The organism is Streptomyces sp. NPDC005551 (genome assembly GCF_042871785.1).
Classification (GTDB): domain Bacteria; phylum Actinomycetota; class Actinomycetes; order Streptomycetales; family Streptomycetaceae; genus Streptomyces.
In genome coordinates this window covers 269,780-290,733 of sequence record NZ_JBIAJE010000007.1, presented here as the reverse complement: position 1 = coordinate 290,733, position 20,954 = coordinate 269,780, and the positions used below count along the sequence as shown (strand labels likewise).

At 70.1% G+C, this 20,954-nt stretch carries 23 protein-coding genes; 11 read left to right on the top strand and 12 right to left on the bottom strand.

Going from position 1 to position 20,954, the window contains the following annotated elements; translation table 11 throughout:
• Positions 1–19: 19 nt before the first annotated feature.
• From ACFYP4_RS21995 to ACFYP4_RS21985, 3 genes are all read right to left on the bottom strand, one after another.
• Positions 20–2,215, bottom strand: coding sequence for an MMPL family transporter (locus ACFYP4_RS21995; protein ID WP_388787257.1), 2,196 nt, complete (start codon positions 2,213–2,215; stop codon positions 20–22).
• Positions 2,216–2,693: 478 nt separating this feature from the next.
• Entirely contained in the window at positions 2,694–3,260 is a 567-nt protein-coding gene (locus tag ACFYP4_RS21990) for a snapalysin family zinc-dependent metalloprotease (RefSeq protein WP_358855850.1), read from the bottom strand.
• A gap of 150 nt (positions 3,261–3,410) precedes the next feature.
• Positions 3,411–4,277 carry a GyrI-like domain-containing protein gene (locus ACFYP4_RS21985; protein WP_388787254.1) on the bottom strand — a complete coding sequence of 289 codons (867 nt, stop codon included), beginning with the start codon at positions 4,275–4,277 and terminating at the stop codon, positions 3,411–3,413.
• 266 nt (positions 4,278–4,543) lie between these two features.
• Between ACFYP4_RS21985 and ACFYP4_RS21980 the strand changes: the two genes are divergently transcribed.
• Positions 4,544–4,720 carry a hypothetical protein gene (locus ACFYP4_RS21980; RefSeq protein WP_358855848.1) on the top strand — a complete coding sequence of 59 codons (177 nt, stop codon included), beginning with the start codon at positions 4,544–4,546 and terminating at the stop codon, positions 4,718–4,720.
• Between the two features lie 189 nt (positions 4,721–4,909).
• On the opposite strand, the gene map is transcribed toward ACFYP4_RS21980, so the two are convergent.
• Complete coding sequence (gene map / locus ACFYP4_RS21975; RefSeq protein ID WP_388787251.1) at positions 4,910–5,677, bottom strand: type I methionyl aminopeptidase; 768 nt, start codon at positions 5,675–5,677, stop codon at positions 4,910–4,912.
• A gap of 62 nt (positions 5,678–5,739) precedes the next feature.
• On the opposite strand from map, the gene ACFYP4_RS21970 reads away from it, so the two are divergent.
• Entirely contained in the window at positions 5,740–6,015 is a 276-nt protein-coding gene (locus ACFYP4_RS21970) for a helix-turn-helix transcriptional regulator (RefSeq protein ID WP_358855846.1), read from the top strand.
• 509 nt (positions 6,016–6,524) lie between these two features.
• Here the strand turns inward: ACFYP4_RS21970 and ACFYP4_RS21965 are convergent.
• The 3 genes from ACFYP4_RS21965 to ACFYP4_RS21955 all read right to left on the bottom strand — a co-directional run bounded on the left by ACFYP4_RS21965 (position 6,525) and on the right by ACFYP4_RS21955 (position 9,417).
• On the bottom strand, positions 6,525–7,700 hold the full coding sequence (locus tag ACFYP4_RS21965; RefSeq protein ID WP_358855845.1) for a zinc-dependent alcohol dehydrogenase: 1,176 nt from the start codon (positions 7,698–7,700) through the stop codon (positions 6,525–6,527).
• Positions 7,697–8,479 (bottom strand): SRPBCC family protein, encoded by a 783-nt coding sequence (locus ACFYP4_RS21960; protein ID WP_358855844.1) that lies wholly within the window; start codon positions 8,477–8,479, stop codon positions 7,697–7,699. Before ACFYP4_RS21960 ends, ACFYP4_RS21965 begins: the two co-directional genes overlap by 4 nt.
• A 179-nt stretch (positions 8,480–8,658) precedes the next feature.
• Positions 8,659–9,417 (bottom strand): hypothetical protein, encoded by a 759-nt coding sequence (locus ACFYP4_RS21955; protein ID WP_358855843.1) that lies wholly within the window; start codon positions 9,415–9,417, stop codon positions 8,659–8,661.
• A 91-nt stretch (positions 9,418–9,508) separates the two neighbouring features.
• Here ACFYP4_RS21955 and ACFYP4_RS21950 point away from each other — a divergent pair, with 91 nt between their 5' ends.
• Both ACFYP4_RS21950 and ACFYP4_RS21945 read left to right on the top strand, forming a co-directional pair.
• Complete coding sequence (locus ACFYP4_RS21950) at positions 9,509–9,682, top strand: hypothetical protein (RefSeq protein WP_358855842.1); 174 nt, start codon at positions 9,509–9,511, stop codon at positions 9,680–9,682.
• A 763-nt stretch (positions 9,683–10,445) separates the two neighbouring features.
• Positions 10,446–11,000 carry a hypothetical protein gene (locus ACFYP4_RS21945; RefSeq protein ID WP_358855841.1) on the top strand — a complete coding sequence of 185 codons (555 nt, stop codon included), beginning with the start codon at positions 10,446–10,448 and terminating at the stop codon, positions 10,998–11,000.
• 50 nt (positions 11,001–11,050) lie between these two features.
• Here ACFYP4_RS21945 and ACFYP4_RS21940 read toward each other — a convergent pair whose 3' ends face one another.
• Positions 11,051–11,404, bottom strand: coding sequence for a VOC family protein (locus tag ACFYP4_RS21940; protein WP_358855840.1), 354 nt, complete (start codon positions 11,402–11,404; stop codon positions 11,051–11,053).
• A gap of 253 nt (positions 11,405–11,657) precedes the next feature.
• Between ACFYP4_RS21940 and ACFYP4_RS21935 the strand changes: the two genes are divergently transcribed.
• Positions 11,658–12,383 (top strand): alpha/beta hydrolase, encoded by a 726-nt coding sequence (locus ACFYP4_RS21935; protein ID WP_358855839.1) that lies wholly within the window; start codon positions 11,658–11,660, stop codon positions 12,381–12,383.
• A 165-nt stretch (positions 12,384–12,548) separates the two neighbouring features.
• On the opposite strand, the gene ACFYP4_RS21930 is transcribed toward ACFYP4_RS21935, so the two are convergent.
• A complete protein-coding gene (locus ACFYP4_RS21930) occupies positions 12,549–13,097 on the bottom strand; it encodes a DUF1062 domain-containing protein (protein WP_388787245.1) in 549 nt (182 codons plus the stop codon).
• Between the two features lie 371 nt (positions 13,098–13,468).
• Here ACFYP4_RS21930 and ACFYP4_RS21925 point away from each other — a divergent pair, with 371 nt between their 5' ends.
• Both ACFYP4_RS21925 and ACFYP4_RS21920 read left to right on the top strand, forming a co-directional pair.
• On the top strand, positions 13,469–13,663 hold the full coding sequence (locus tag ACFYP4_RS21925) for a hypothetical protein (RefSeq protein WP_388787242.1): 195 nt from the start codon (positions 13,469–13,471) through the stop codon (positions 13,661–13,663).
• A gap of 64 nt (positions 13,664–13,727) precedes the next feature.
• A complete protein-coding gene (locus ACFYP4_RS21920; protein ID WP_358853235.1) occupies positions 13,728–13,994 on the top strand; it encodes a hypothetical protein in 267 nt (88 codons plus the stop codon).
• Between the two features lie 380 nt (positions 13,995–14,374).
• Here ACFYP4_RS21920 and ACFYP4_RS21915 read toward each other — a convergent pair whose 3' ends face one another.
• Positions 14,375–14,815 (bottom strand): ATP-binding protein, encoded by a 441-nt coding sequence (locus tag ACFYP4_RS21915; RefSeq protein ID WP_358853242.1) that lies wholly within the window; start codon positions 14,813–14,815, stop codon positions 14,375–14,377.
• Positions 14,816–15,030: 215 nt separating this feature from the next.
• Between ACFYP4_RS21915 and ACFYP4_RS21910 the strand changes: the two genes are divergently transcribed.
• Positions 15,031–15,396, top strand: coding sequence for an STAS domain-containing protein (locus ACFYP4_RS21910; protein ID WP_358853234.1), 366 nt, complete (start codon positions 15,031–15,033; stop codon positions 15,394–15,396).
• 64 nt (positions 15,397–15,460) lie between these two features.
• Here ACFYP4_RS21910 and ACFYP4_RS21905 read toward each other — a convergent pair whose 3' ends face one another.
• Positions 15,461–15,649: a hypothetical protein gene (locus ACFYP4_RS21905; protein WP_358853241.1), complete on the bottom strand. Its 189-nt coding sequence runs from the start codon at positions 15,647–15,649 to the stop codon at positions 15,461–15,463.
• Positions 15,650–15,982: 333 nt separating this feature from the next.
• Here ACFYP4_RS21905 and ACFYP4_RS21900 point away from each other — a divergent pair, with 333 nt between their 5' ends.
• Complete coding sequence (locus tag ACFYP4_RS21900; RefSeq protein WP_358853233.1) at positions 15,983–16,558, top strand: TerD family protein; 576 nt, start codon at positions 15,983–15,985, stop codon at positions 16,556–16,558.
• A gap of 91 nt (positions 16,559–16,649) precedes the next feature.
• On the opposite strand, the gene ACFYP4_RS21895 is transcribed toward ACFYP4_RS21900, so the two are convergent.
• Complete coding sequence (locus ACFYP4_RS21895; protein WP_388787238.1) at positions 16,650–18,632, bottom strand: amino acid transporter; 1,983 nt, start codon at positions 18,630–18,632, stop codon at positions 16,650–16,652.
• A gap of 414 nt (positions 18,633–19,046) precedes the next feature.
• On the opposite strand from ACFYP4_RS21895, the gene ACFYP4_RS21890 reads away from it, so the two are divergent.
• Together ACFYP4_RS21890 and ACFYP4_RS21885 are read left to right on the top strand one after the other, a co-directional pair.
• Complete coding sequence (locus ACFYP4_RS21890) at positions 19,047–19,541, top strand: peptidylprolyl isomerase (protein WP_358853231.1); 495 nt, start codon at positions 19,047–19,049, stop codon at positions 19,539–19,541.
• A gap of 266 nt (positions 19,542–19,807) precedes the next feature.
• Entirely contained in the window at positions 19,808–20,923 is a 1,116-nt protein-coding gene (locus ACFYP4_RS21885; protein WP_388787235.1) for an AI-2E family transporter, read from the top strand.
• Positions 20,924–20,954: the final 31 nt, after the last annotated feature.

Here is a 20,954-nt window from a genome sequence, read left to right as displayed (position 1 = left end):
CGATGCCCGGGATCAGGGTTCACCGGCTGCGCCCGGACGGCTCCTCCTCGACGGAACCCCGGTCCTCACCCGAGACCGGCCGCCCGGAGCCGTCGGACCCCGCTGCCGCGCCGGTCGGCGTGCCCTCCGCCCGGTCGCCGTGCCCCGGCCACCACGCGGCGTGGCCGATCAGGGCCGTGAGGCTCGGCGTGAAGAACATCGACATCACGAACGCGGCGACCGCGATTCCGAACGAGACCGCGAAGCCCATCTCCGTGAGCAGAGCGTTGCCCGCCAGCATCATCGTGGCGAAGGTCGCCGCGAGGATGAACCCGGCGGCTGCCACGGTCGGTCCGGCGTACCGGAGGGCCATACCGGCCGCCTCCCGCGGGTCGCGGCCCTCGCGTGCCTCCTCGCGGAGCCGGGCGATCATGAGGATGTTGTAGTCCGTGCCGATGGCGACCACGAAGAGGTACATGATCACCGGGAGCATGAACATCAGACCCGAGTGCCCCTGTCTGTCCTGGAAGATCCAGACGGTCGCGCCGAGAGTGGCGCCGAAGCCGAGTCCCACCGATGCCATCAGGTAGAGGGGGGCGACCACACTGCGCAGCAGCAGCCCCAGAATCACCATGATCAGAAGAGCGGCGACCGGGAAGACCGTCCGGTAGTCGTGGTTGACCGCGGTGCCGATGTCCTTGTAGATCGAGGACATGCCGCCGACGAGGGCCTCGGTGCCGTCGGGCGCGGCGTCGTGGGCGACGTCGCGCACCTCCCCGACGGCGTCGATCGCCTTGTCCGTCGAGGCCTCGTACTCGAGGGTCACGGTGAAGTCCGCCGTGGTGCCGTCCTTGTTCAGCTGCGTCATCCGCGCGTTCGCGACGCCGTCCACGGCGCCGAGCTTCTGCGCGTACGCACCGAAGGCGGCCTTGTCCAGCGGCTTGCCGTCGGAGCTGGACAGGTAGACGTCGGTGGGCGCGGCGGCGCCTGCCGAGTACGCCTTCTGCATCTCGTCCTGGACGACCATGGACTCCTTGGTGTCCGGCATGGACCCCGAAGCCAGGTCGAACGTGGCGTTGTACCCGAACATGCCGAGCGAGAGCGCTACCAGGACGAGACCGGACAGCGCGGCGGTCAGTGCCGGGCGGCGCTGCACCCCGCGGCCGAGAGCGGCGAAGCGCGCGTTCTCCGGTTCCCGTTGCCAGGACTTGGACGGCCAGAACACCTTGGGGCCGATGAGGGAGACCACGGCCGGGATGAGGGTCAGTCCGGCGACCAGGGTGGCGGCGACCGCAATGGCGAGCGCCGGGCCCATCTGCTTGAGGAACCCGAGGGTGGACAGCACCAGCGCGAGGAACGCGATGATGACGGCCCCGGCGGCCGAGGCGATGGCCTCACCGACCCGGCCGACCGCGTTGACCATGGCCTCCTTGGGTTCCTCGCCGGCCCTCAGCCGTTCGCGGTAGCGGAACATCAGGAAGAGGAAGTAGTCCGTGCCCACGCCGAACAGCACGACGATCAGGATCGAGGAGATCGAACTGTTCGCCTGGAGATCGAACAGCTTGGTGGCGTACGCGATCAGCCCGTTAGCGATGGCGGACACCAGGCCGATCAGGACCAGGGGCAGGACGGCCAGGATCGGTGCCCGGAAGATGATCAGCAGGGTCACCAGGATGATCACGAAGGTGCCGATGCCGATCAGCGCCTGACCCCGGCTGGACGACTCCTCCTGGTCCAGGGCCTGCGCGGCGGAACCACCGAGCTTGACCTCGAGCTGGGTGCCCTTGGTCAGCTTCTTGACGTCCGTGCGCAGGATGTCAGCCGCGTCGGCCTGCTTGGGCTGGCCGGCGTTCTTGCTGTCCATCTGGACCAGGGTCGTGGTGTACCTGCCGTCCTTGGACGGCAGGCCGGGGACGACCTTCTGCACCTGGTCGATGTGCTTGTCGCCCAGCTCGGAGGTGATGCGGGCGACATCCTCCTTGTCGGCGGCGGTGAGTCTGCCCCCGTCGGTGCGCTGGTACAGAGCGATCGCGGACGGGGTGAAGGTGCTGGGGAACGCCCTCTCCTGAAGATCGGCCGCCTTGATGGATTCATAGCTGCTGGGCAGAAAGCTGCTCTCGTCGCTGCTGGAGGGCAGGGTCGGAGCGGTGGCGACGATCGCCACCGCCGCGATCAGCCATGCCACGATCGTCCAGACGGGATGTCGGACGACGGCGTTCCCGATACTTCGGAACATGCGGAAGGTCCTCCTACGCAGGGAGATCACCGCAGCCCGGGGAGCGGTCCCTGGCGACGGCGACCCCGACCGGCACTCTCCACTCGCACCAGTCGATCGGTTGTCTTGGGCTCTGATCGTAGTGACCGCGTGGGGCAATCCTCATGCGGGCCACGGCCGTTGACAGAAATTCGCCTCCGCGACGCGCACCCGCCCCCGGGGCGCGGGCTTCACGGACGGCGGACTGGCCGAAAAAGTTCCGGCTGGTTCGGTTGGGCAGGGACAGCAGCAGTCCGACGGGGGTACAGGCGGCTGAGGCGGACGGCGGCTGCGGTGACTCGGTGTCATCAGGTGAGCCAAACGGCCGCAGCCGACAGGTACCTGGCGTCGCCGACCGAGCCGCTTGTCCGCGCCGATAACGTGACCGAGGGCCCGGTACCCCGGAGGTGCGGACACCTCCGGGGCCGGGGTCAAGTCGGCACTGCCGCTGGTGCGAACGTCAGCCGACGGTGACCGTTTCGCGCGCGACCGATCCGGTCCGTCCGACGAGCGCTGCGCCGAAGTTGCCTTCCACCTCTGCCTTTTCGGCAGCGTTCGGATAGGGGTTCGTGCACGCCACACCCGCGCTGGAGCCCGACATCAGGCTGGAGCAGGGTCCTGGCTTGCGATCGGGCAGCCCCAGGATGTGCCCGAGTTCGTGGGAGGAGATGCGGATCGTGTTGTAGCCCTGGTTCACGGCCTCCCTGCCGATGTAGACGGTTCCGTTGCCGAGGGAGGTGGTCAGGGCGCGGGGCCAGCCGTTGTCCGCGAGAACCCGGATGTTGGCGCGTTGTCCGGATGCGACAGGGCGCAGTTCGACGCCGTCGACGCTTTCGTTCCAGATGGCGGCGCCCCGGTCGACCGCGGACCTGAACTCGGCGGAGCCACTCGCGTCGTAGGTGACGACGCGAGCCGATGACACGGATTCGGCACTCGGTGACGGCGCGGCGGCGGCTTGGCCGCCGAGCAGGGGCAGGGACAGCAACAGAGCGGCAGCCAGACCGCCGGTCGTGGTTCGGGCGTGCATGGTCGACCTCCTTGTGGGGGTAGGCAGTCGTGCACATGACATGCCCTTGGTCCCTCCCCCAGGCGGGCAGAGGCCAATCCGTCATTCCGGCCACCGATTTGACGCCCCGTGAGTCCGCCCGACGGGCTGCCCTGCCGTGACGTCGCCCGTTCAGCCCTGCTCCCGCTCCACGGGAAGCCACAGCTCGGCGTCCGCCACCGCGCCTTCCGGTGACAGGCGCGTCCGCAGGATCTCGGGGCCGGGGCGACTGCGGTACGGGTTGGACGGAAACCACTCGGTGAACACGTCCCGCCACAGGTACTGGATCGCCTCCGGTACGGGCCCCGAGGTGGTGAAGACCGCCCAGGTGCCGGCCGGGACCCCGAGGGTGGACGCACCTTCCGGAGCGGCTTCGGATGTGATCACCCCCTGGTAGTAGTCGAGTTCGGTGCCTTCGGCGCGGCTCGGATCCAGGTCGTCGCAGATCGCGAGGATGCCGTGCGGCTCCTGGTCCGAGAGCTTCTCCAGCTGCTCCAGCGTCTGCCGTTCGATGCCGCGCACGAAGTCGATGATCGCCTGGTTCGGTCCCGTGTGCACCAGTGGCACGCGGGCCTTGAAGCCGACGACGCTGAAGTCCGGTTTGTCCACCACGCGGTAGCGCATGCTGCTGTTCCCTTCGACCGTGAGGCGGAAGGTCAACCGGGGCTGGGACACGAGAGCGGCGCCGACGCGCCTGGCCTCGCCAGGACCGACGCCGTGCATGGCCCGGAACGCCCGGGCGAACGCCTCGCCCGAGCCGTAGCCGTAGCGCACGGCGATGTCCAGCAACGACTCGCGCCCCGATAGCACTTCTGCGCCCGCGACGGTCAGCCGTCGGCGCCGGACGTACTCCGACAACGGCATCCCCGCGAGGGCGGAGAACATCCGGCGCAGGTGATATTCCGACGTGGCCGCGATCCGCGCCAGCTCCGCGACGTCGACGGGCTGGTCCAGGTGACGCTCGATGTGCTCCATGGACTGGTTGAGCCGCTCCAGCACGCCCGGTCTCCTTCCTTCGTTCCGATCACCACGCTAGGCAGCGCGCCTCCTGCCGGACCCGACATTCCGTGCCCGCTCCGGTCGGGTGGGCATGCCTGCCGGTCGCGCGCCGCCGCCCGCCCGGGTGACTGTCCGAACGGGCGGGACCGGGCGGTGAACACGGCGCCTCCGGCAGCGCCCGGCGCCACCCGCTCGGTCGACCCGGCGTGCGGCGGACCGGCGGCTGGGCAAGAGTCGTGGCAGTCCCTCACTCGAAGGAGAATTCCATGCTTCGGCGTATTTCCCTGGTGCTGGTCGGTCTGGCCGCTGTCGGCTTCCTCGCCGCGTCCCCCGCTGCCGCCCATGACTCCGACATCGACGGCGGCTGGGTGGACGGCAGCCACGTCCGCGTGGGTGACATCGTGGTCAAGACCTTCGACGCCGGCTCCTTCCACGTCGGCTGACCGACGCTGACCGACACGGCGACGGAAGGCCGATGGGCTCCCTGGAGGCGCTCATCGGCCTTTTCGCTGACTTCCGCCGGTGGCCTGCACGGTCCCCCGGCCCGGGGCCCCGCGCCGCCTCGGCGGAACGGTCGAGGGCACGAGGCGGGCCGCCTGCGCGCCGCGATCTGGACACCACGCGATCCGACGTCAGGGCAGGGTGAGGATGCGGGGTCCGTCCTCGGTGATGGCGATGGTGTGTTCGAAGTGGGCGGCCCGGCTGCCGTCGATGGTGCGCAGGGTCCAACCGTCGGGGTCGGTGTAGTAGTCGTTGTGTCCTCCGGCCATGAGCATGGGCTCGATGGCGAGGGTGAGGCCGTGGCGCAGGGGGAACCCGCGGCCGGGCCGCCCGTGGTTGGGGACGTGGGGGTCTTCGTGCATCTGGCGGCCGATGCCGTGGCCGCCGAAGTCCGCCGGCATGCCGCAGCCGGCCTTGCGGGCGACCGTGCTGATGGCATGGGAGATGTCACCGATCCGGTGGCCGACGGTGGCGGCGGCGATCCCGGCGTCCAGGGCCTGCTCGGTGGCGGCGATGAGTTCGAGGTCCGCGGGGCGAGCGGTGCCGACGGTGAAGCTGATCGCGGCATCGCCGGTCCAGCCGCCGAGTTCGGCGCCGCAGTCGACGCTGACCAGGTCACCGTCGCGCAGGCGGTAGTCGCCGGGGATGCCGTGCGCTACGGCGTCGTTGACGGAGGCGCAGATCACGGCCGGGAAGGGGACGGGTGCGAAGGAGGGCCGGTAGCCCAGGAACGGAGAACGTGCGCCGGCCTCGGCGAGGACGGCGCGGGCGGCTTCGTCGAGCTCCCGCAGGCGGACTCCCACGGCCGCCGCCGAACGGGCGGACGCAAGGGCGTCCGCCACGACACGTCCCGCTTCTCGCATCGCCTGCAGTGCCGTGTCGGTCTTGATCTCCACCATGCGTCATGGCTCCTTGCCGTGCGGGGTCGCCCAATACTTATACCGGTATTAGTATCACGGGCATGGTGAGAGTTCCTCTGAGTCCGCAGGAGCGGCAGCGCGGAGAGCGCTTCGGCGTTTTGCTGCGCCGGGCCCGCGGCGACCGCAGCATGGTCGACGTGGCAGCAGCAGCCGGGGTGTCCGCGGAAACCCTCCGCAAGATCGAGACCGGCCGGGCCCCGACACCGGCCTTCTTCACCGTGGCGGCGTTGGCCCACGCCCTGCACCTGTCACTCGACGAGCTGGCCGCCGCCTGCGCGGAGGACGCCGAAGGCGGCGGGGAGGCGATGTCGGCGTGAGCGGACTCGCGCCGACCGACCGGTAGCGCGGACGCCCCTGACGTGGGACGGCAGCACCGGCCGTGACCGCGGCCGGGCTGCGTCGGCCACCGGATCAGCCGTTCAGCACGCCGGTGGCGTTCCGTATCGGGAAGGTGTTCCCGGCCTTCGGAACCGTCACGTGTACCGGCTTTCCGAACTCCGAGAGGACCATGGTCGCGGTCACAGGTCCGGGGCGAGCACTCGGTCGGACCGCCGCTGACCGGATGCGTCCTGCGTGTCCCGAACTGGTACGAGGTGCCGTGGACATGGGGGCCGCGGACCCGTCTCGCGCATGAATCCGATAGGCGTTTACCAGGGCCTGAGGACCCGGCGACAGGCGACGGACACGTGCGGTCAGTGCAGGCACGACCGCACGGCGGCGACGGGTCAGTCGTCACGGCCCGTGCGGCCGTGCGGCCGTGCTGCCGTGTGGTCGGGCTGCCGGACTGGCGGGGGTAGGGCTGCCGTGCGGTCGTGCGGGGTACCGGTCAGGCCTTCAGGACGACCTTCTCGCAGTTGTCCTGCTTGTTCTTGAAGATGTCGTAGCCGTGGGGCGCTTGACTGAGCGGCAGGGTGTGGGTGATCACTCGCGTCGGGTCGATCTCTCCCCGTTCGATGCGCTCCAGGAGGGGCTTCATGTACCGCTGGGCGTGGCACTGCCCGGTGCGCAGGGTCAGCGACCTGTTCATCCAGGCCCCGGCCGGGAACTTGTCGACGAAGCCGCCGTAGACGCCGACGACCGAGACGATGCCTCCGCTGCGGCACGACATGATCGCCTGACGCAGCACGTGCGGACGGTCGGTCTCCGAGCGCGCCGTCTGCTTGGCCTTGTCGTAGAGATGCACGTGTCCTGAGCCGTGGGTCGCCTCCAGGCCCACCGCGTCGATGCACTTGTCCGGCCCGCGCCCGCCGGTCAGGTCCAGCAGGGCCGAACGCACGTCAACCTCATCGAAGTTGATGGTGGTGTAGCCCTCGGCGGCGGCCATGTCGAGCCGGTAGCCCACCTTGTCGATCGCGATGACCTTCGCCGCACCGAGCATCCGGGCACTGTCCATGGCGAACTGCCCCACCGGTCCGGCGCCCCACACGGCGACCACGTCCCCGTCCTGGATGTCGCACATCTCGGCGCCCATGTACCCGGTCGGGAGGATGTCGGAGAGGAACAGGACCTGCTCGTCGGAGAGGTTGGACTCGATCTTCAGCGGGTTGAAGTCGGCGAAGGGCACGCGCGCGTACTCCGCCTGGCCTCCCGCGTAGCCGCCGGTGAGGTGCGAATAGCCGAAGATCCCGGCCGTGGGATGACCGAAGAGTTTCTCCGCGATGCCCGCGTTGGGGTTGGAGTTCTCGCAGCAGGAGTACAGCTCCGCCTGGCACGCCGCGCAGGAGCCGCAGGCGATCGGGAACGGCACCACGACACGGTCGCCGATCTGGAGCTTGCTGCCGTCGACTCCGGGGCCGACCTCGACGACCTCGCCCATGAACTCGTGCCCGAGGATGTCCCCCTTCTGCATGCTGGGGACGTAACCGTCGAGCAGATGGAGGTCGGATCCGCAGATCGCCGTCGAGGAGACCTTGATGACGGCGTCGCGACTGTTGAGGATCGACGGGTCGGGGACCTTCTTGACCTTGACCTTGTTCTTTCCCATCCAGCAGGTCGCCTTCACGACAGTGCCTCCTTCAGCTCGGCCTTGGTGAGCGGCTGGGCGGGGTGCTGGGGGAACTCCTGGCGGGCCTGCTTGCCGCCCGGCGCCCCTTCCGAACGGACTACCTCGCCCGTCTCCAGGACCTGCTTGAACCGGCGCAGGTCGTCGTCGAGTTGCTGGGACGGCTCCTCGCCGAAGTAGCGCGCCACGGCCTTGCCGAGCGCGCGGCCGGGGACGTCGTAGCGGAGGGTGACGTGGACCTCGGTCCCCCGGTCGCCGGGCGCGGGAACGAACCGGACCTCGCCGGAGTTGTCGATGTCGGCGCCTTCCAGGGACCGCCAGGCCAGGATCTGTCCGGGTACGTCCTTGACGATCTCGGCGTCCCACTCCACGCTGGTGCCGAAGGGCGCGGACGCCTTCCAGTGGCTGGTGCGTCCTCCGGTGGACCGCACCTCGTCCAGGTGGGTCATGAAGGTCGGCAGCCTGTCCAACTGCTGCCAGTGCGCGTACACCTCCTGCGGAGATCGGATCACGGTCGTGCTCGCGGTGAGTTCCATGGGCATGCTCCTGTTCGAACGGATCACGGCCGCGCAGACGTCGGTGGCGGTGATCGCCGCGACCGCCGCGGTGGCGAGTGCGGTGCGGCCACTCCTGCGGCCGTCGTGGTTCTTCAGTGCTTTGGCCGGCAGCGTCAGGTCGATGACGACCCCGGGCGAGCCGTTGCGCGCTCGACGGGCGTCGGGCGGGCCCTCGTCCGGAGGGCCCACGGCGCGCGGGCGCGGTTCCAGTCCGGTCGTCATGGTTCACTCCTGAACGAAGTCGGTCAGTGAGTCCGGAAAATCGGTTCGCGATGTGTGGCCACTGTGACGAGCACCCGGATCCGGGGGAATCAAACAACAACGCCGGATTGGTTCCTCGGATCCGGGTGCCGGATCACGGGAATGGCGCTCGTGAAGGGCGCCCGAGTCCATGGCGCCCGTCAGACACTGGTGGCGTACAGGTCCCGCAGGGGCTGCGCCGAGTCCGCTCCGGAGTGCCCGAAGGGGGCGTCGAAGCTCCACACCATGAACAGCAGGAGCACCACCAGCGCACTGAAGGTGGTGGCCAGGAGCAGTTCCCGTGGCGAGTGGCGGATCTGCAGGGTGTAGAGCAGGCCGAGGGTGACGGCTCCCCCGGCGATGAGGCCGAACCAGACCACGCCGGGAAGAGTGGTGCCGGCGCTGTCGAGACGCTGGTGCCGGGCGTCGTCCGCGGCGGCCACCTGGTCCAACAGCGGCTGATACGACTGGGCCTGGAGTTCGTCGGCGGGAGAGTGGTGCGCGATGTCGGCCCGGATGCGGCCCATCAGCCGGGCGCCTTCGGCTCCGGGGTCCTCGTCGTCCTGGATGGCCGGCCATTCGGCCGTGACGGCATGGCGGGCGTAGGTGTCGATGTGGTCACGCACCTGACCGCGGAAGGCGGCGGGGTAGACGTCCAGGCGCTGGTTGATCTCGTAGAGAGCCTGCGCCTCGCGCTGGACGGTGTCCTCCGCGGCGCTGCGGGCCTCCCACACGCCGGCGATGGCCAGACCCAGGACGATGGCGTAGACGACGCCCACCATCATCACCATGTACTCCAGCACGTCGGGTGTCTGCGACGTGTCCTCGTCGGCCAGGCGGCGATGGCGCATCACGGTGACCGCGATCACCAGGGCGCAGACCAGCACGGAAGCCAGGGTGTAGATCATCCATTCCGGCACGGGAGAACTCCAGGACTACGTGAGTGGGGGTGGTGGACGGCGGTCAGCCGCGGCTGACCGCGGTGGAGGGGGGTCGAGCGCGCCTGACCCGGTGGACGGCGGTCGAGCGCGGCTGACCGTGGTGGACGGCGGTCAGCCGCGGCTGCGCCGACGGGACCCGGGCCGCAGGGCGGCGGCGGCCAGGATCGCGGGTGTGGTGACGACGGTCGTGGTCATGACCGTCGACATGCCGACGGGGACGGGGCGCCGGGGGCCGCCGGTGTAGTGGCGCCGCGGCACCCAGCGGAAGGCCGGCGCGTCCGGCGGGGCGGGTCGGGCCGGCCGTACCCGGTGGACCGACGGCGGCTCGGGAGCGGCCGCCGGTGTCCTCGGTGGTGCGGCTCTCCGCGGTGCCGCTCGCGGCGGCGCACCGTGCGGGGCCGGTGGGGCCGCAGCCGCGGGCGGGGCGGGAGGAGCCGGTGGCGGCACCGGGGCCGACGGGGCGGGTACGGGCGCCGGGGTGGGGGGCTCGGTCTCCGGGGCGGTCGGGGTCTCGCCGATCTCGACCCACACCCCGGGAGCGCATACGACGATGTGGGCGGCGGCGTGATCGATCTCCACGCCGGTTCCCGCGCCGGAGAAGCCGGGCAGCGGACACAGGGCCGCAACTCCGAGACCTACAGTGACCCACCCGCTCACCACAAAGCCCCCTGTTCCGTGCGTCGAGCAGCGCCCCTCGGCCTACCGCAGGGGCAGAGAACGCCCCGTGAGTCGGCAACGCGCTACAAGAACGACGAGGTGGAGGGCGCGGTAACGGCATGGTCGGGCATCGCCGCCGAAAAGGTCAGGGGCTGCCACCGGCCGTGCAGCGGTGGGCTCGGCCCCTTCGCGCAGTCCCGGTACCTGCCTCGGCCCGCGCTTGTGGCGCGCCGACCGGCTGAATTCCCGCTCTCGGACCAGCGTGGCGCACGCCGCGGAAGGCCCCACTCCCGCACAACGAGGGGAGACCACCGGCCCCGGCAGGGCTCTCGACGTCCCGGGAGGACCCGATGTCAGACCCCGCGCCCGCACCAGTCATCGCTCCGCACCGGCAGCCCGCGGCAGCCGCAGCTCCGCCGTCCGCGGCACTCACTCTGGAGGCCCGCATGGCCGCCGCGGACGCGGCCATGACCGTCCGGCTGGAGGAAGCCGCCGTCGCCCACGAGGTGCGCACCGCCCACATCCCCACCGAGCCGTTCGACCTGGCCGACGTCGTCACCGTCCCGCTGCCCCCGGCCCTCCCGCCGTCGGCAGCGCCGTACCTCACGCCGGTGGCCGCGCTCCTGCAGCGCGCCCACCACCGGGTGCAGACGGACGGCTGGTGTGCCGGTGCGCTGACCGACGAAGACGGTGCGGTCTGTCTGCTGGGAGCGCTCCGCAGGGAGGCGGGCGGCGACCGGGGCCTGGAGGCGGACGCCGCCCGCGTCGTGCTGGACACCATCCGCCGTCAGTTCGGCGACACCGTCGACTCGGTCGCGTCCTTCAACGACGCGCACGGCACGGGCCGCGTCCCGATCCGCGTGCTCGGTCGGGCCGCCGGCCTCGCCGACGCCCGAGGCCTGTGACCCCGGCGCCTGCCTGTCCGGGGCGCCGCCTCGCAGCGTGGCGTCCGCCCTTACTGGCGCCGTTGGCCGAGGACGCAGAACTCGTTGCCTTCGGGGTCCGCCAATACAACCCAGGGCTGGACACCCTGGCCGATGTCGACACGCTGTGCGCCGTGGGCCACCAGCCGAGCCACCTCGGCGTCCTGGTCATCGGGCCTGAAGTCGAGATGCAACCGGCTCTTGGCCTTCTTGCTCTCGTCGATCCGGACGAAGTCCAGTCCCGGCAGGCGGTCCGGCTCCTGGCGGATCTCGAACTCCTCGTCGGAGGAGTGGACGACGACCCAGCCGAGAGCCTCGGCCCACCACTGTCCCAGGGCCATCGGATCCACCGAGTGAACGACTACCTGTTCCCATTCCAAGGTCATGCCGTGAGCGTAGGGCCTGCGCCATACATCATCCGGAAACCACTTCGGACATGCCTGGTCGCATCCGGCGGCCTCCGCGAGAAATCAATGGCGGAACACGGCGACCGTTGCTAGTCTCCCGGAGGCCGTGCGAGAGAACGAGGAGGTGGTACCCGTGAACGCAGTATCGACATGGGTGCTCCCCTCCGGGGTCACGGTCGGGCGATAGGTCGTCCGGGAGCGCCGTTCAAGGGCACTCCCGAAAGGCACGACCATGCACATCACTTCTGAGAAGCCCCTCGACGACGGCGTCGTCGAGCGCGAGTTCACCCTCGGCGAGATCCCCGGCACCCTGTGGACGCCCGCATCCGCCGCACCGGTCCCGCTGGTCCTGATGGCCCACAACAACGGCCTGCCCAAGGCGGAACCCCGGCTGGTGGCCCGGGCCCGGTACACCGCGGCGCGCGGCTACGCGGTGGCCACCATCGACGCCGCCGGATGCGGTGACCGGCCCCGTTCCGCCGCCGACGAGCAGGCCCGAGCCGACCTCCGGCGGGCGATGCAGGCCGGTGAGCCGGTCGACGAGATCTTCGAGTCCTTCATCGGCCCGCTGGTCGAGAACGCGGTCCCGGAATGGCAGACCGCTCTGGACGCCCTCCTTGAGCTGCCCGGGATCGGCGGCCCCGTCGGGTACTCCGGGGGGTGGACCGCCCTCGGTATCCGGCTGGCAGTGGTCGAGCCGCGCATCGCGGCCGCGGGCTTCTTCGCCGGGGGGTACGTGCCCCGTGCCCAGCGTGAGGAGGCCCGGCAGGTCACCATTCCGCTGCTGTTCCTGTTGCAGTGGGACGACCACGGGAACCCCCGGCAACGGGCCCTGGACCTGTTCGACGCCTTCGGCAGCAAGGAGAAGACACTGCACGCCAATCCGGGAGGGCACACCGGCACCCCGTGGTTCGAGCTGGAGGACGGGTGCCGGTTCCTGGACCGGCACCTGAAGTGAGGCCGGGCCGCCCGGCAGGCGGCAGACGGTAGGCAATGTCGGTCACGATGCCGTCATCGAGGACAGGCCCCGGCCGTCCTCGATGACGGTGACCCGCACGCGCGCCGCCGCCCCGGCCGGCCGGTCACTTGTGCCACCGCAGGCCCTTCAACGGCCGTCAACCGCTCAGCGTTTGAGCGTGAACGTGAAGTCGTCGGACAGCCTGCCGCTCAGGCGGACCGCCGAAACGAGCCGCCCTTCCGTGAGGAGTCTTTCGACCTCGGCCCGCGAAAAGCCGCACCCTTCGGCGATCAGTCGGGCCGGCCGGACGGGAATCCGCGCCGCGAAGCGGACCGAGACGTCGACCACCTCACGGTCCGGATGATCCGATCCACCGGTTTCGAGGCGCCAGGCGTTGTCCCAGTCGAGGGCGATGCGATTGCGACGCCGTATGTCCGGGTCCTGGAGCAACTCGGCTGCCAGCACAGGGTTGTTGGAGTGCAGCCGGTCCAGCAGTTCGGATCGTACGGAGCGCACGTTCACGCGCTCCAGGACCGTCAGCTTCGCGGTTTCCCCGCAGGCCGTACAGAGCACGAGGAGCCAGGCGTCGATGCGCTTGTGGTGTGCGTTGACGCGGAACTTGCCGTCCGCCCGGAAGCGTTCGGACGCGCATACGTGGCAACGACGGAGAACGAGCGGCAGGCAGGTGGGTATGACCACCCAGTTTTCGAGCACAGAAGTACACCGGTTTCAGTGAGAAGTCCGCAGCAAAAAGGAGCGCGGCGCACTTGCGCGACGCGCGACGATTCATCGCTCGGGAGGTCTCACAGGGTGTACAACGGGACGTCCTTGCTCAGACGACGTGGTTCGCCAGCACGGTAGTGGCGCGGGGCGGCGCCGCTCCACCGGTTTTCGGGCGCGTCAGCGGGGCCGGGTGCGTACGCGTATGTGCTCGCCCCGGTGGTCGAAGAGGCTGAGTATCTCCACGGGGTGTCCGCCGGTGCTGCCGAACCGGTATTGCACCGCCCTGTGGCCGGAACAGCAAACTTGTCCCGGAAACAGCAACAAAAGTGGGACGGCGTCCGCCTGGCACGCAACCTGGCGGCATGACAGTCAACGGATACACCGAAGCCGGCGGGTCCACCGCCACGGTCGACGACTCCGCCCCCGACTCCGACTCGACGGGCGGTGTCGTCCCACGCGCCCCCGGGGACCGCGGCGCCCGACTCCCCGCGTTCTCGCCGGAGATGGAACGCCAGGTCACCGAGGCCGTCCTCGGCGACCGCCGGCACGGCCTGTGAAACCGCTCCCGCGCGTCGACCCCGTCCCTCCGCACCTTCGTCAGCCTGTGAGGATCAACCCGACATGAGCGAGTACTCCCCCACCCGACCGGCCCCGCGCGTCGGCCCACCGCCCAGACATCACATGGCGCTGATGATCTGGCTGGCCGTCTTCCCCACCCTCACCGTTCTGCAACTGCTGCTGGGCGGTCTCGGCCTGCTCGACGGAGCGCCGATGATCCTGCGCACCCTGGTCCTGGCCACCGTCGCGGTGCCAATCGTCGTCTACGGTCTCCTGCCGCCGCTGCAACGACTGCGTACGCATCTGATCAGCCGCCGGGTCCGCGCCTGACGACACCCGGTACGGCGACACCCGCGGGACCGGGTGCGGCGCCCGCGTGACGACGTGCCGGGGACGTCCGCGGCGGCCGGCTCCGGGCGTCCGCTCCAGGGGCGCGGACCGGGCCGTCTTCCCGCGACAGGTTTCAGTCACAACACTGTTGTGTGGCCGAATGCAGTGCCATGCTGGGACCGCGGTGATCCTCCCCTCCGGGGCGGAAACCACCTGGTCCTGTCCGTACGCGGTGGTCCGGGCGGGACCGCGCCGTCCCTCCCGCGCCCTCCCCACGGGAGGGCCGACGCGTGCCCACGGCTCACCGTGCGGTCCGCCCGGCCGTGCCGGCCTCGGACGCTCGCGCCGTCCTGGTCGGCCGCACACGTCCGGACTCGCCACTACGGGCGTACGCCGGGGTTTCCTTCCGTCCCGTCCGTCAGGGCGAGGCGAGCGGTGATGCGCTTGCCGACCGGCTCCCGCTCGACCTCGAAGCCCGACGTGACGGCCATGACGATCTCCAGACCGTGCTGTCCGACCCGGCCGGGGTCGGCGTCCCGGGCCTCCGGGAGATGCGGATCGCTGTCCCAGACGGTCACCTCCACCGCGGAATCGACGATGCGCAGTTCCAGCAGCACGGGCCCAGGGGCGTACTTGCGGGCGTTGGTGACCAGTTCGCTGACCACCAGCTGGGTCAGGTCCATCGCCCGCGCGGACACCGGGATGCCCTGCTCGGCCTGGACGCCGGTGAGAAAAGCGGCCGCGAAACGCCGGCCCTCGGCGATGCAGGCGCCGTCACCTTCGAGAGCGACGGCAAATTTCGTCGGTCGGGAAGCCGGCATCCCGTCGCCGCCTTCCTCGCTGCCGGAACCTGACTCCACCAAATCCACCTTCGTTCCCCCGTTCACGCGCGCGCCTACCCCGCGCTCCCCCACCCATGCATCCGCGCTTCTTCGTCCGGGGCCGGCACGGGTGCATTTCCGCGCACCGGCGGGGCAGGCTCTCCACACATGTCGTCGCCCGCAGGGCCCACCAGCGAGTGCAGTCGGGGAAATCGGTGGCAGACGCTCACGAAGCAGTACGACCCGCGCCGCTGTCGATCGGCACCTCCGCCGTCGACGCCGTCCGGATCGTGGCCCTGCGCGGCGAGATCGACCACCGCATCCGCGACCACCTCCAGCAGGCCCTGCTCCGGGACGGCCCGACCTCCGCTCCGCGAATCGTGGTCGACCTCAGCGGCGTGACCTTCATGGACTCCACCGGTGTCAACGTCCTGATCTGCGCCCATCGGGCCGCCGTGGACGCGCAGGGCTGGCTTCGCCTGGCCGCTCCCCCGGAGGGTGTGCTGAGGGTCATGCAGATCGTCGGCCTCGACGCGGTCATCCCCTGCTACCCCGCTCTCCGCCGGGCCCTCGACGCCTGAAGGGCCTGCCGTCACGCGGCCGTGCGTGGGCGCCGAGCCTGCGGATGCGTGGGCGGCGGGCCGGTCAGAACAGCTGTTCCTGGTCGACGGGCGCGGACCGGCGCCGGGCGCGACGGCCGGAGTTCCGGACCGGTGTCTCGTTGCCGAAGAGGGGCTCGGTACCGTACTCGTCCGGTTCGGCCGGCACCGCGGCGGGCCCCGTGCCGATGCTCAGCCGCAGCGGGGCGTCCCGGTCGAAGTCTCCCGGCGTCATAGCCGTCCAGTCGCGGTCCTGACGCTGTTCCCTCACCGACACTCCTCTGTTCCCGCCGGCCGTTGTCCGGGCCGGATGCCGTCCGGCCCCGCCCCACCTCGCGCGCTGGGCGGCCCCCGAGCCCTGGTCCGAGGGCCTGTGCACACCACCCTCTCCGATTACCCCCGCTACTCGCCGCCCTCACCCACCAATGATCAACGCTTCCACGGGGGTTGCCGGCACCGCAAGCGGACGGCTCCGCCGACCGGCCGGAGGCCGGCCCGTGTAGATTTCGTACGGGTCCGCCCATTCCGGTGCGGGTGCCCAACTGGCCCTGACGCGGAGGAGAACAGCGTGGGAGTTTCCCTGTCCAAAGGTGGCAACGTATCGCTCAGCAAGGAGGCGCCGGGCCTGACGGCGGTCCTCGTCGGTCTGGGCTGGGACGTGCGGACCACCACCGGCGCAGACTTCGACCTCGACGCGTCCGCGCTCCTGGTGGACGCTGCGGGCAAGGTCCTCTCCGACCAGCACTTCGTCTTCTACAACAACCTGAAGAGCCCGGACGGTTCGGTGGAGCACACCGGTGACAACCTCACCGGTGAGGGCGAGGGCGACGACGAGTCCATCAAGGTCGACCTCGCCGCCGTACCCGCCGGTGTCGACAAGATCGTCTTCCCGGTCTCGATCCACGACGCCGACAGCCGCGGCCAGAGCTTCGGCCAGATCCGCAACGCGTTCATACGTGTCGTCAATCAGGCGGGCGGTCAGGAGCTCGCCCGCTACGACCTGTCCGAGGACGCCTCCACCGAGACCGCGATGGTCTTCGGGGAGCTGTACCGGCACGGCGCCGAATGGAAGTTCCGTGCGGTGGGCCAGGGTTACGCCTCCGGCCTGTCCGGCATCGCGTCCGACTTCGGCGTCAACGTCTGACGCTCCCGTTCCCCCGCCGCCGCCCGCGCCCCCTCCCTCAGGGGGCCGGGCGGCGGCGTCGTTCCCCGCCTCGTCCGTGCCTCCGGCCGCGTCAGCCGCCCACGTGGATGCCGGGACGGCGGTCGGGGTCGGGTTCGTGACTGCGGATGATCTCGCGGGTGACGGGAGCCGTGTCGCCGCGGCCGAGCAGGAAGTAGCGGAACATGTGCTTCAGGGGGCTTCCCTCGGCCCAGGCGAAATAGCAGTGCGGCTGGACACCGGTGGCGTTGCGGAGGGCGAGCAGGATCGCCGCGATGGCGTTCGGGGCGGCGGGGGCCTCGGCGCGCAGGACCCGGTAGCCGTCGACCTCCACTCCGTGCACGGAGAGGGTCTCGCTGAAGTCGGACGGATCCACCACGTCGATCTCGAGGAACAGCACGTCGGCGGGGCCCGGCACCGGGTTGGTGCCGCGCTGCTCGCGTTCCTTGTACGCGTACTCGGCGCTGTCGCCGGCCTGACGCCGGTTGGCGATGATGTTGATGGAGTTGTCGTGGGCGAGGGTGTCGGTGATGAAGCGGCGTGCGCCCTCGTCGAACACGATCCGGTCGGCGCGCAGTTCGGTGGTGCGCGAGACTCGGGAGACCAGCGACACGACGATGATCCCGGCGATGAAGAATCCGGAGATGGCGATCCCGTCCGGCTTGTCGACGATGTTCGCCACCAGCGCGTAGAACAGCACCGCGGTCAGCAGTGCGAAGCCCGTCCCCGCCGCGCGCCGGCCGCTGCGCACGACCGAGATGGTGACGGCGAACGCGCCGGAGACCATCATGGCCAGGATGCCGGTGGCGTACGCGCCGGCCTGCGCGTCCACGTCGGCGTCGAAGGCGATGGTGATGGCGACGCAGAGAGCGGTGTAGACGATCACGACGGGGCGCACCGCACGGCCCCACTCCGGAGCCATCCCGTAGTCCGGCAGATACCTGGGCACGATGTTGACCAGTCCGGCCATCGCGGACGCGCCGGCGAACCACAGGATCAGGATGGTGCTGATGTCGTAGGCGGTGCCGAACACCTCGCCGACCTTCTCGTGCGCGAGCCAGGCCAGGGCGCGTCCGTTGGCCTCGCCGCCGGACTCGAACTCCTTGTGCGGAATGAGGACGGTGGTCACGAAACTCGCGGCCAGCAGGTAGACGCTCATGATCAGGGCGGCGGTGGTCAGCAGCCGGCGCGTGTTGCGGATCCGTGACCGCAGCTGCTGCTCGGGGTCGTCGCCCTTGGCGGCCACGAGGGGCATCATGCTCACGCCGGTCTCGAAACCGGAGAGGCCGAGGACCAGCAGCGGAAACGCCAGCAAGGCGGGCCCGACCAGATCACCGAAGCCGCCTCCGCCGTCACCGAGGGCGTCGGTCCACGCCGAGAACGCTCCCGGTGTCGTGAAGACGTCCACCACACCGACCCCGATGATCACGGCGTTGAGCGCCAGGAAGACACCGACGAGCGGGATGGCCACCTTCACCGCTTCACTGAACCCCAGGAGGAACACCCCGCCGAGAAGCAGCAGGAGGGTCACGGTGAGGCCGACCTCGTGGCCGTGCAGTGCCTGCGGGAAGAAGGGGTTCTCCACCACGTGGACGGAGGCGTCCGCGGTGGACAGAGTGATCGTGATGATCCACGACGTGGCCACGAAGCCGAGCAGGACGAGCACGAAGAGCTTGCCCCACCAGAACGGCAGCAGATCCTCCAGCATCGCCACCGAGCCGGCGCCGTGCGGGCTCTCCCGGGCGACACGGCGGTACATCGGCAGCATGCCCACCAGGGTCAGGGCCACGATCAGCAGCGTCGCCAGCGGTGAGACGGCGCCCGCGGCGAGGGCGGCGATGGCCGGGACGTAGGCCAGGCTGGAGAAGTAGTCGACCCCGGTCAGGCACATCACCTTCCACCAGGACTGCGGACGGGTGTGCCCCTCGCCGGCCGCGGGGCCCACGGGCTGCACCCGGTGGCGCAGCATCCACCGTGCCAGGCCTCCGGTCGGCTGGGCCCGCAGCGCGGGACTCTCGACCTCCTCCGGCAGGGCCGGTTCGTTCGGCACGTTCATGTCCCCCATCGGTCCTTTCTCCTGCTGACGTCGGCGCACCCGTCGCAGTCACCGGCACGGGCGGACGATCACCGAGTATGCGACCTCCCGCACGGTTGGCCCGCACCGGGGCGGCCCACCGCCCCGGTATGCCGACCGCAGCCTTCTTCCCCGTCACCCGGATCTCACCGCGCCGGCCGTACGGCCGCCGGGAACCGCGGGATGCGAGCCGCAGGGCGCGCCGGGACCGTCGGACAGCCCTTCCGACTGTCGCATTCAGCCTGGTATCGCGCATTTCACCCGTCATGACCACAACCCGTGTCAGGCACGCGGGCGCCTTTCACCGACCGTGATCATGCGGAAAACGGTGAGAGGAGGGCGACAGCTGCCGGGAATCGGTCGGTTCCGCGCCGCGATGGTGTGATCATGGTGGGTATGACCACAGACAACGTGTTCTTCGACATCGAGATCGGCGGCCAGCCGGCCGGACGCATCGTCTTCAAGCTGTACGACGACGTCGTGCCTGAGACGGCGCGAAACTTCCGTGAGCTCGCCACCGGTGAGCACGGCTTCGGCTACGAGGGATCGCAGTTCCACCGCATCATTCCGCAGTTCATGCTTCAGGGAGGTGACTTCACCCGGGGTGACGGTACGGGCGGCAAGAGCATCTACGGCAAGACGTTCAACGACGAGAACTTCCAGCTCAAGCACACCAAGCCCGGCCTGCTGAGCATGGCCAACGCGGGCCGGAACACCAACGGCTCGCAGTTCTTCATCACCACCATCGTCACCGACTGGCTCGACGGCAAGCACGTCGTGTTCGGTGAGGTGGTCGAGGGCTTCGACCTCGTGAAGAAGATCGAGGGCCACGGCTCCTCCAGCGGCACCCCCAACACGACGATCAAGATCGCCAAGTCCGGGACCGTCTGAGCCTTCCGCGCCGGTCCGCCGCTTCGGCAAGCGGACCGACCGGACTCGGACTCCATGATCCGGACCCGCGAAGACGCCCCCTGTCGGTTTCCCACCGGCGGGGGGCGCGCGCGTTCAGCGGGGGGCGTGGTTTTCGGCGGGTGGGCGTCGGGTTCGGCGGGGCGCTTCCCGGGAAACTGACGGACAGCCAGCCGAGGGTCGCAGGTGGTTGCCGATGACCAATGGTGTCGGCGAGGCCCGAGAGCCGTACCCATAGGGTGACCCCCATGTCTGCCACGTTGAGTTCCACGAAAACGCGCGCCGCGCTCCGTACATCGGCACGTGCCTCCGCCGAGTTCCTGCTGGTCCTCGTCATGGCGGCGGTGGTGCTCTGGCTGCTGGGCCGCATGTGGTCGGTCGTCTGGCCCCTGATAGTCGGCCTCTTCATCACCACCCTGACCTGGCCCCTGACCCGTTTCCTGCGCAACCGCGGCTTGCGCCCCGCTCTCGCCGCGTCGGTCGTCACCGTCCTGTTCCTCGCGGTCGCCGCGGGCACCGTCGCGCTGATCGTGGTGCCGGTGGCGTCCCAGTCCGGCGATCTGACGGACGGGGTGGTCGACGGCGTGGAGAAGCTGCGGGAGTGGGCCGCGGGGCCGCCGCTGAACATCGGCGACGACCAGATCACCGGCGCTTCAGACGCCGCGGTGGAGCGCATCCGCAACAGTGCGGGAAGCATGGTCACGGCCGTCTTCACCGGGCTGAGCACCGTGGTCAACGGGGTGGTGACCGCCGTCCTGGCCGTCTTCCTCATGTTCTTCTTCCTGAAGGACGGCCCGCGGTTCCTGCCCTGGCTGACCCGCCAGCTGCCCGGCCGGCTCGCCACCGACGTCCCGACCGTGGCCGCCCGCGCCTGGGACACCCTGGGGGCGTTCGTGCGGTCGCAGGCGGTCGTCGGCCTGCTGGACGCGGTCCTCATCGGCATCGGGCTCTGGATACTGGGCGTGCCACTGGTGCTTCCACTGGCGGTGCTGACCTTCGTCTCCGCGTTCGTGCCGATCGTGGGCGCGCTGTTCGCCGGTTTCGTGGCGGTGCTCATCGCGCTGGTGTCCAACGGCCTCACGGACGCGCTGATCGTGCTGGCCATCATCGTCGTGGTGCAGCAGCTCGAGGGCAACGTCTTCCAGCCCATCATCCAGAGTCGCGGGCTCGGTCTGCATGCCGCGGTGGTCCTGCTCGCGGTCACCCTGGGCGGCAGCCTGGCCGGCGTCGTCGGCAGCCTCCTCGCCGTTCCGGTCGCCGCGCTGATCGCCGTGGTCTGGAACTACGTGCGTGAGCAACTCTCCGACACACCGCGGGAACCGGGGACCGACGACGCGCAGGACGGCGCGGTCGTCGCGTCGTAGGAGTCGGACGCGGGCGGCTGCCGGGACGCCA

Excerpts from the sequence above, each read along its gene's own strand:
- ACFYP4_RS21995 (WP_388787257.1), bottom strand. The coding sequence starts at position 2,215 with ATGTTCCGAAGTATCGGGAACGCCGTCGTCCGACATCCCGTCTGGACG.
- ACFYP4_RS21990 (WP_358855850.1), bottom strand. The coding sequence starts at position 3,260 with ATGCACGCCCGAACCACGACCGGCGGTCTGGCTGCCGCTCTGTTGCTG.
- ACFYP4_RS21980 (WP_358855848.1), top strand. The coding sequence starts at position 4,544 with ATGCTTCGGCGTATTTCCCTGGTGCTGGTCGGTCTGGCCGCTGTCGGC.
- map (WP_388787251.1), bottom strand. The coding sequence starts at position 5,677 with ATGGTGGAGATCAAGACCGACACGGCACTGCAGGCGATGCGAGAAGCG.
- ACFYP4_RS21970 (WP_358855846.1), top strand. The coding sequence starts at position 5,740 with ATGGTGAGAGTTCCTCTGAGTCCGCAGGAGCGGCAGCGCGGAGAGCGC.
- ACFYP4_RS21960 (WP_358855844.1), bottom strand. The coding sequence starts at position 8,479 with ATGACGACCGGACTGGAACCGCGCCCGCGCGCCGTGGGCCCTCCGGAC.
- ACFYP4_RS21945 (WP_358855841.1), top strand. The coding sequence starts at position 10,446 with ATGTCAGACCCCGCGCCCGCACCAGTCATCGCTCCGCACCGGCAGCCC.
- ACFYP4_RS21940 (WP_358855840.1), bottom strand. The coding sequence starts at position 11,404 with ATGACCTTGGAATGGGAACAGGTAGTCGTTCACTCGGTGGATCCGATG.
- ACFYP4_RS21935 (WP_358855839.1), top strand. The coding sequence starts at position 11,658 with ATGCACATCACTTCTGAGAAGCCCCTCGACGACGGCGTCGTCGAGCGC.
- ACFYP4_RS21925 (WP_388787242.1), top strand. The coding sequence starts at position 13,469 with ATGACAGTCAACGGATACACCGAAGCCGGCGGGTCCACCGCCACGGTC.
- ACFYP4_RS21920 (WP_358853235.1), top strand. The coding sequence starts at position 13,728 with ATGAGCGAGTACTCCCCCACCCGACCGGCCCCGCGCGTCGGCCCACCG.
- ACFYP4_RS21915 (WP_358853242.1), bottom strand. The coding sequence starts at position 14,815 with ATGCCGGCTTCCCGACCGACGAAATTTGCCGTCGCTCTCGAAGGTGAC.
- ACFYP4_RS21905 (WP_358853241.1), bottom strand. The coding sequence starts at position 15,649 with ATGACGCCGGGAGACTTCGACCGGGACGCCCCGCTGCGGCTGAGCATC.
- ACFYP4_RS21895 (WP_388787238.1), bottom strand. The coding sequence starts at position 18,632 with ATGAACGTGCCGAACGAACCGGCCCTGCCGGAGGAGGTCGAGAGTCCC.
- ACFYP4_RS21890 (WP_358853231.1), top strand. The coding sequence starts at position 19,047 with ATGACCACAGACAACGTGTTCTTCGACATCGAGATCGGCGGCCAGCCG.
- ACFYP4_RS21885 (WP_388787235.1), top strand. The coding sequence starts at position 19,808 with ATGTCTGCCACGTTGAGTTCCACGAAAACGCGCGCCGCGCTCCGTACA.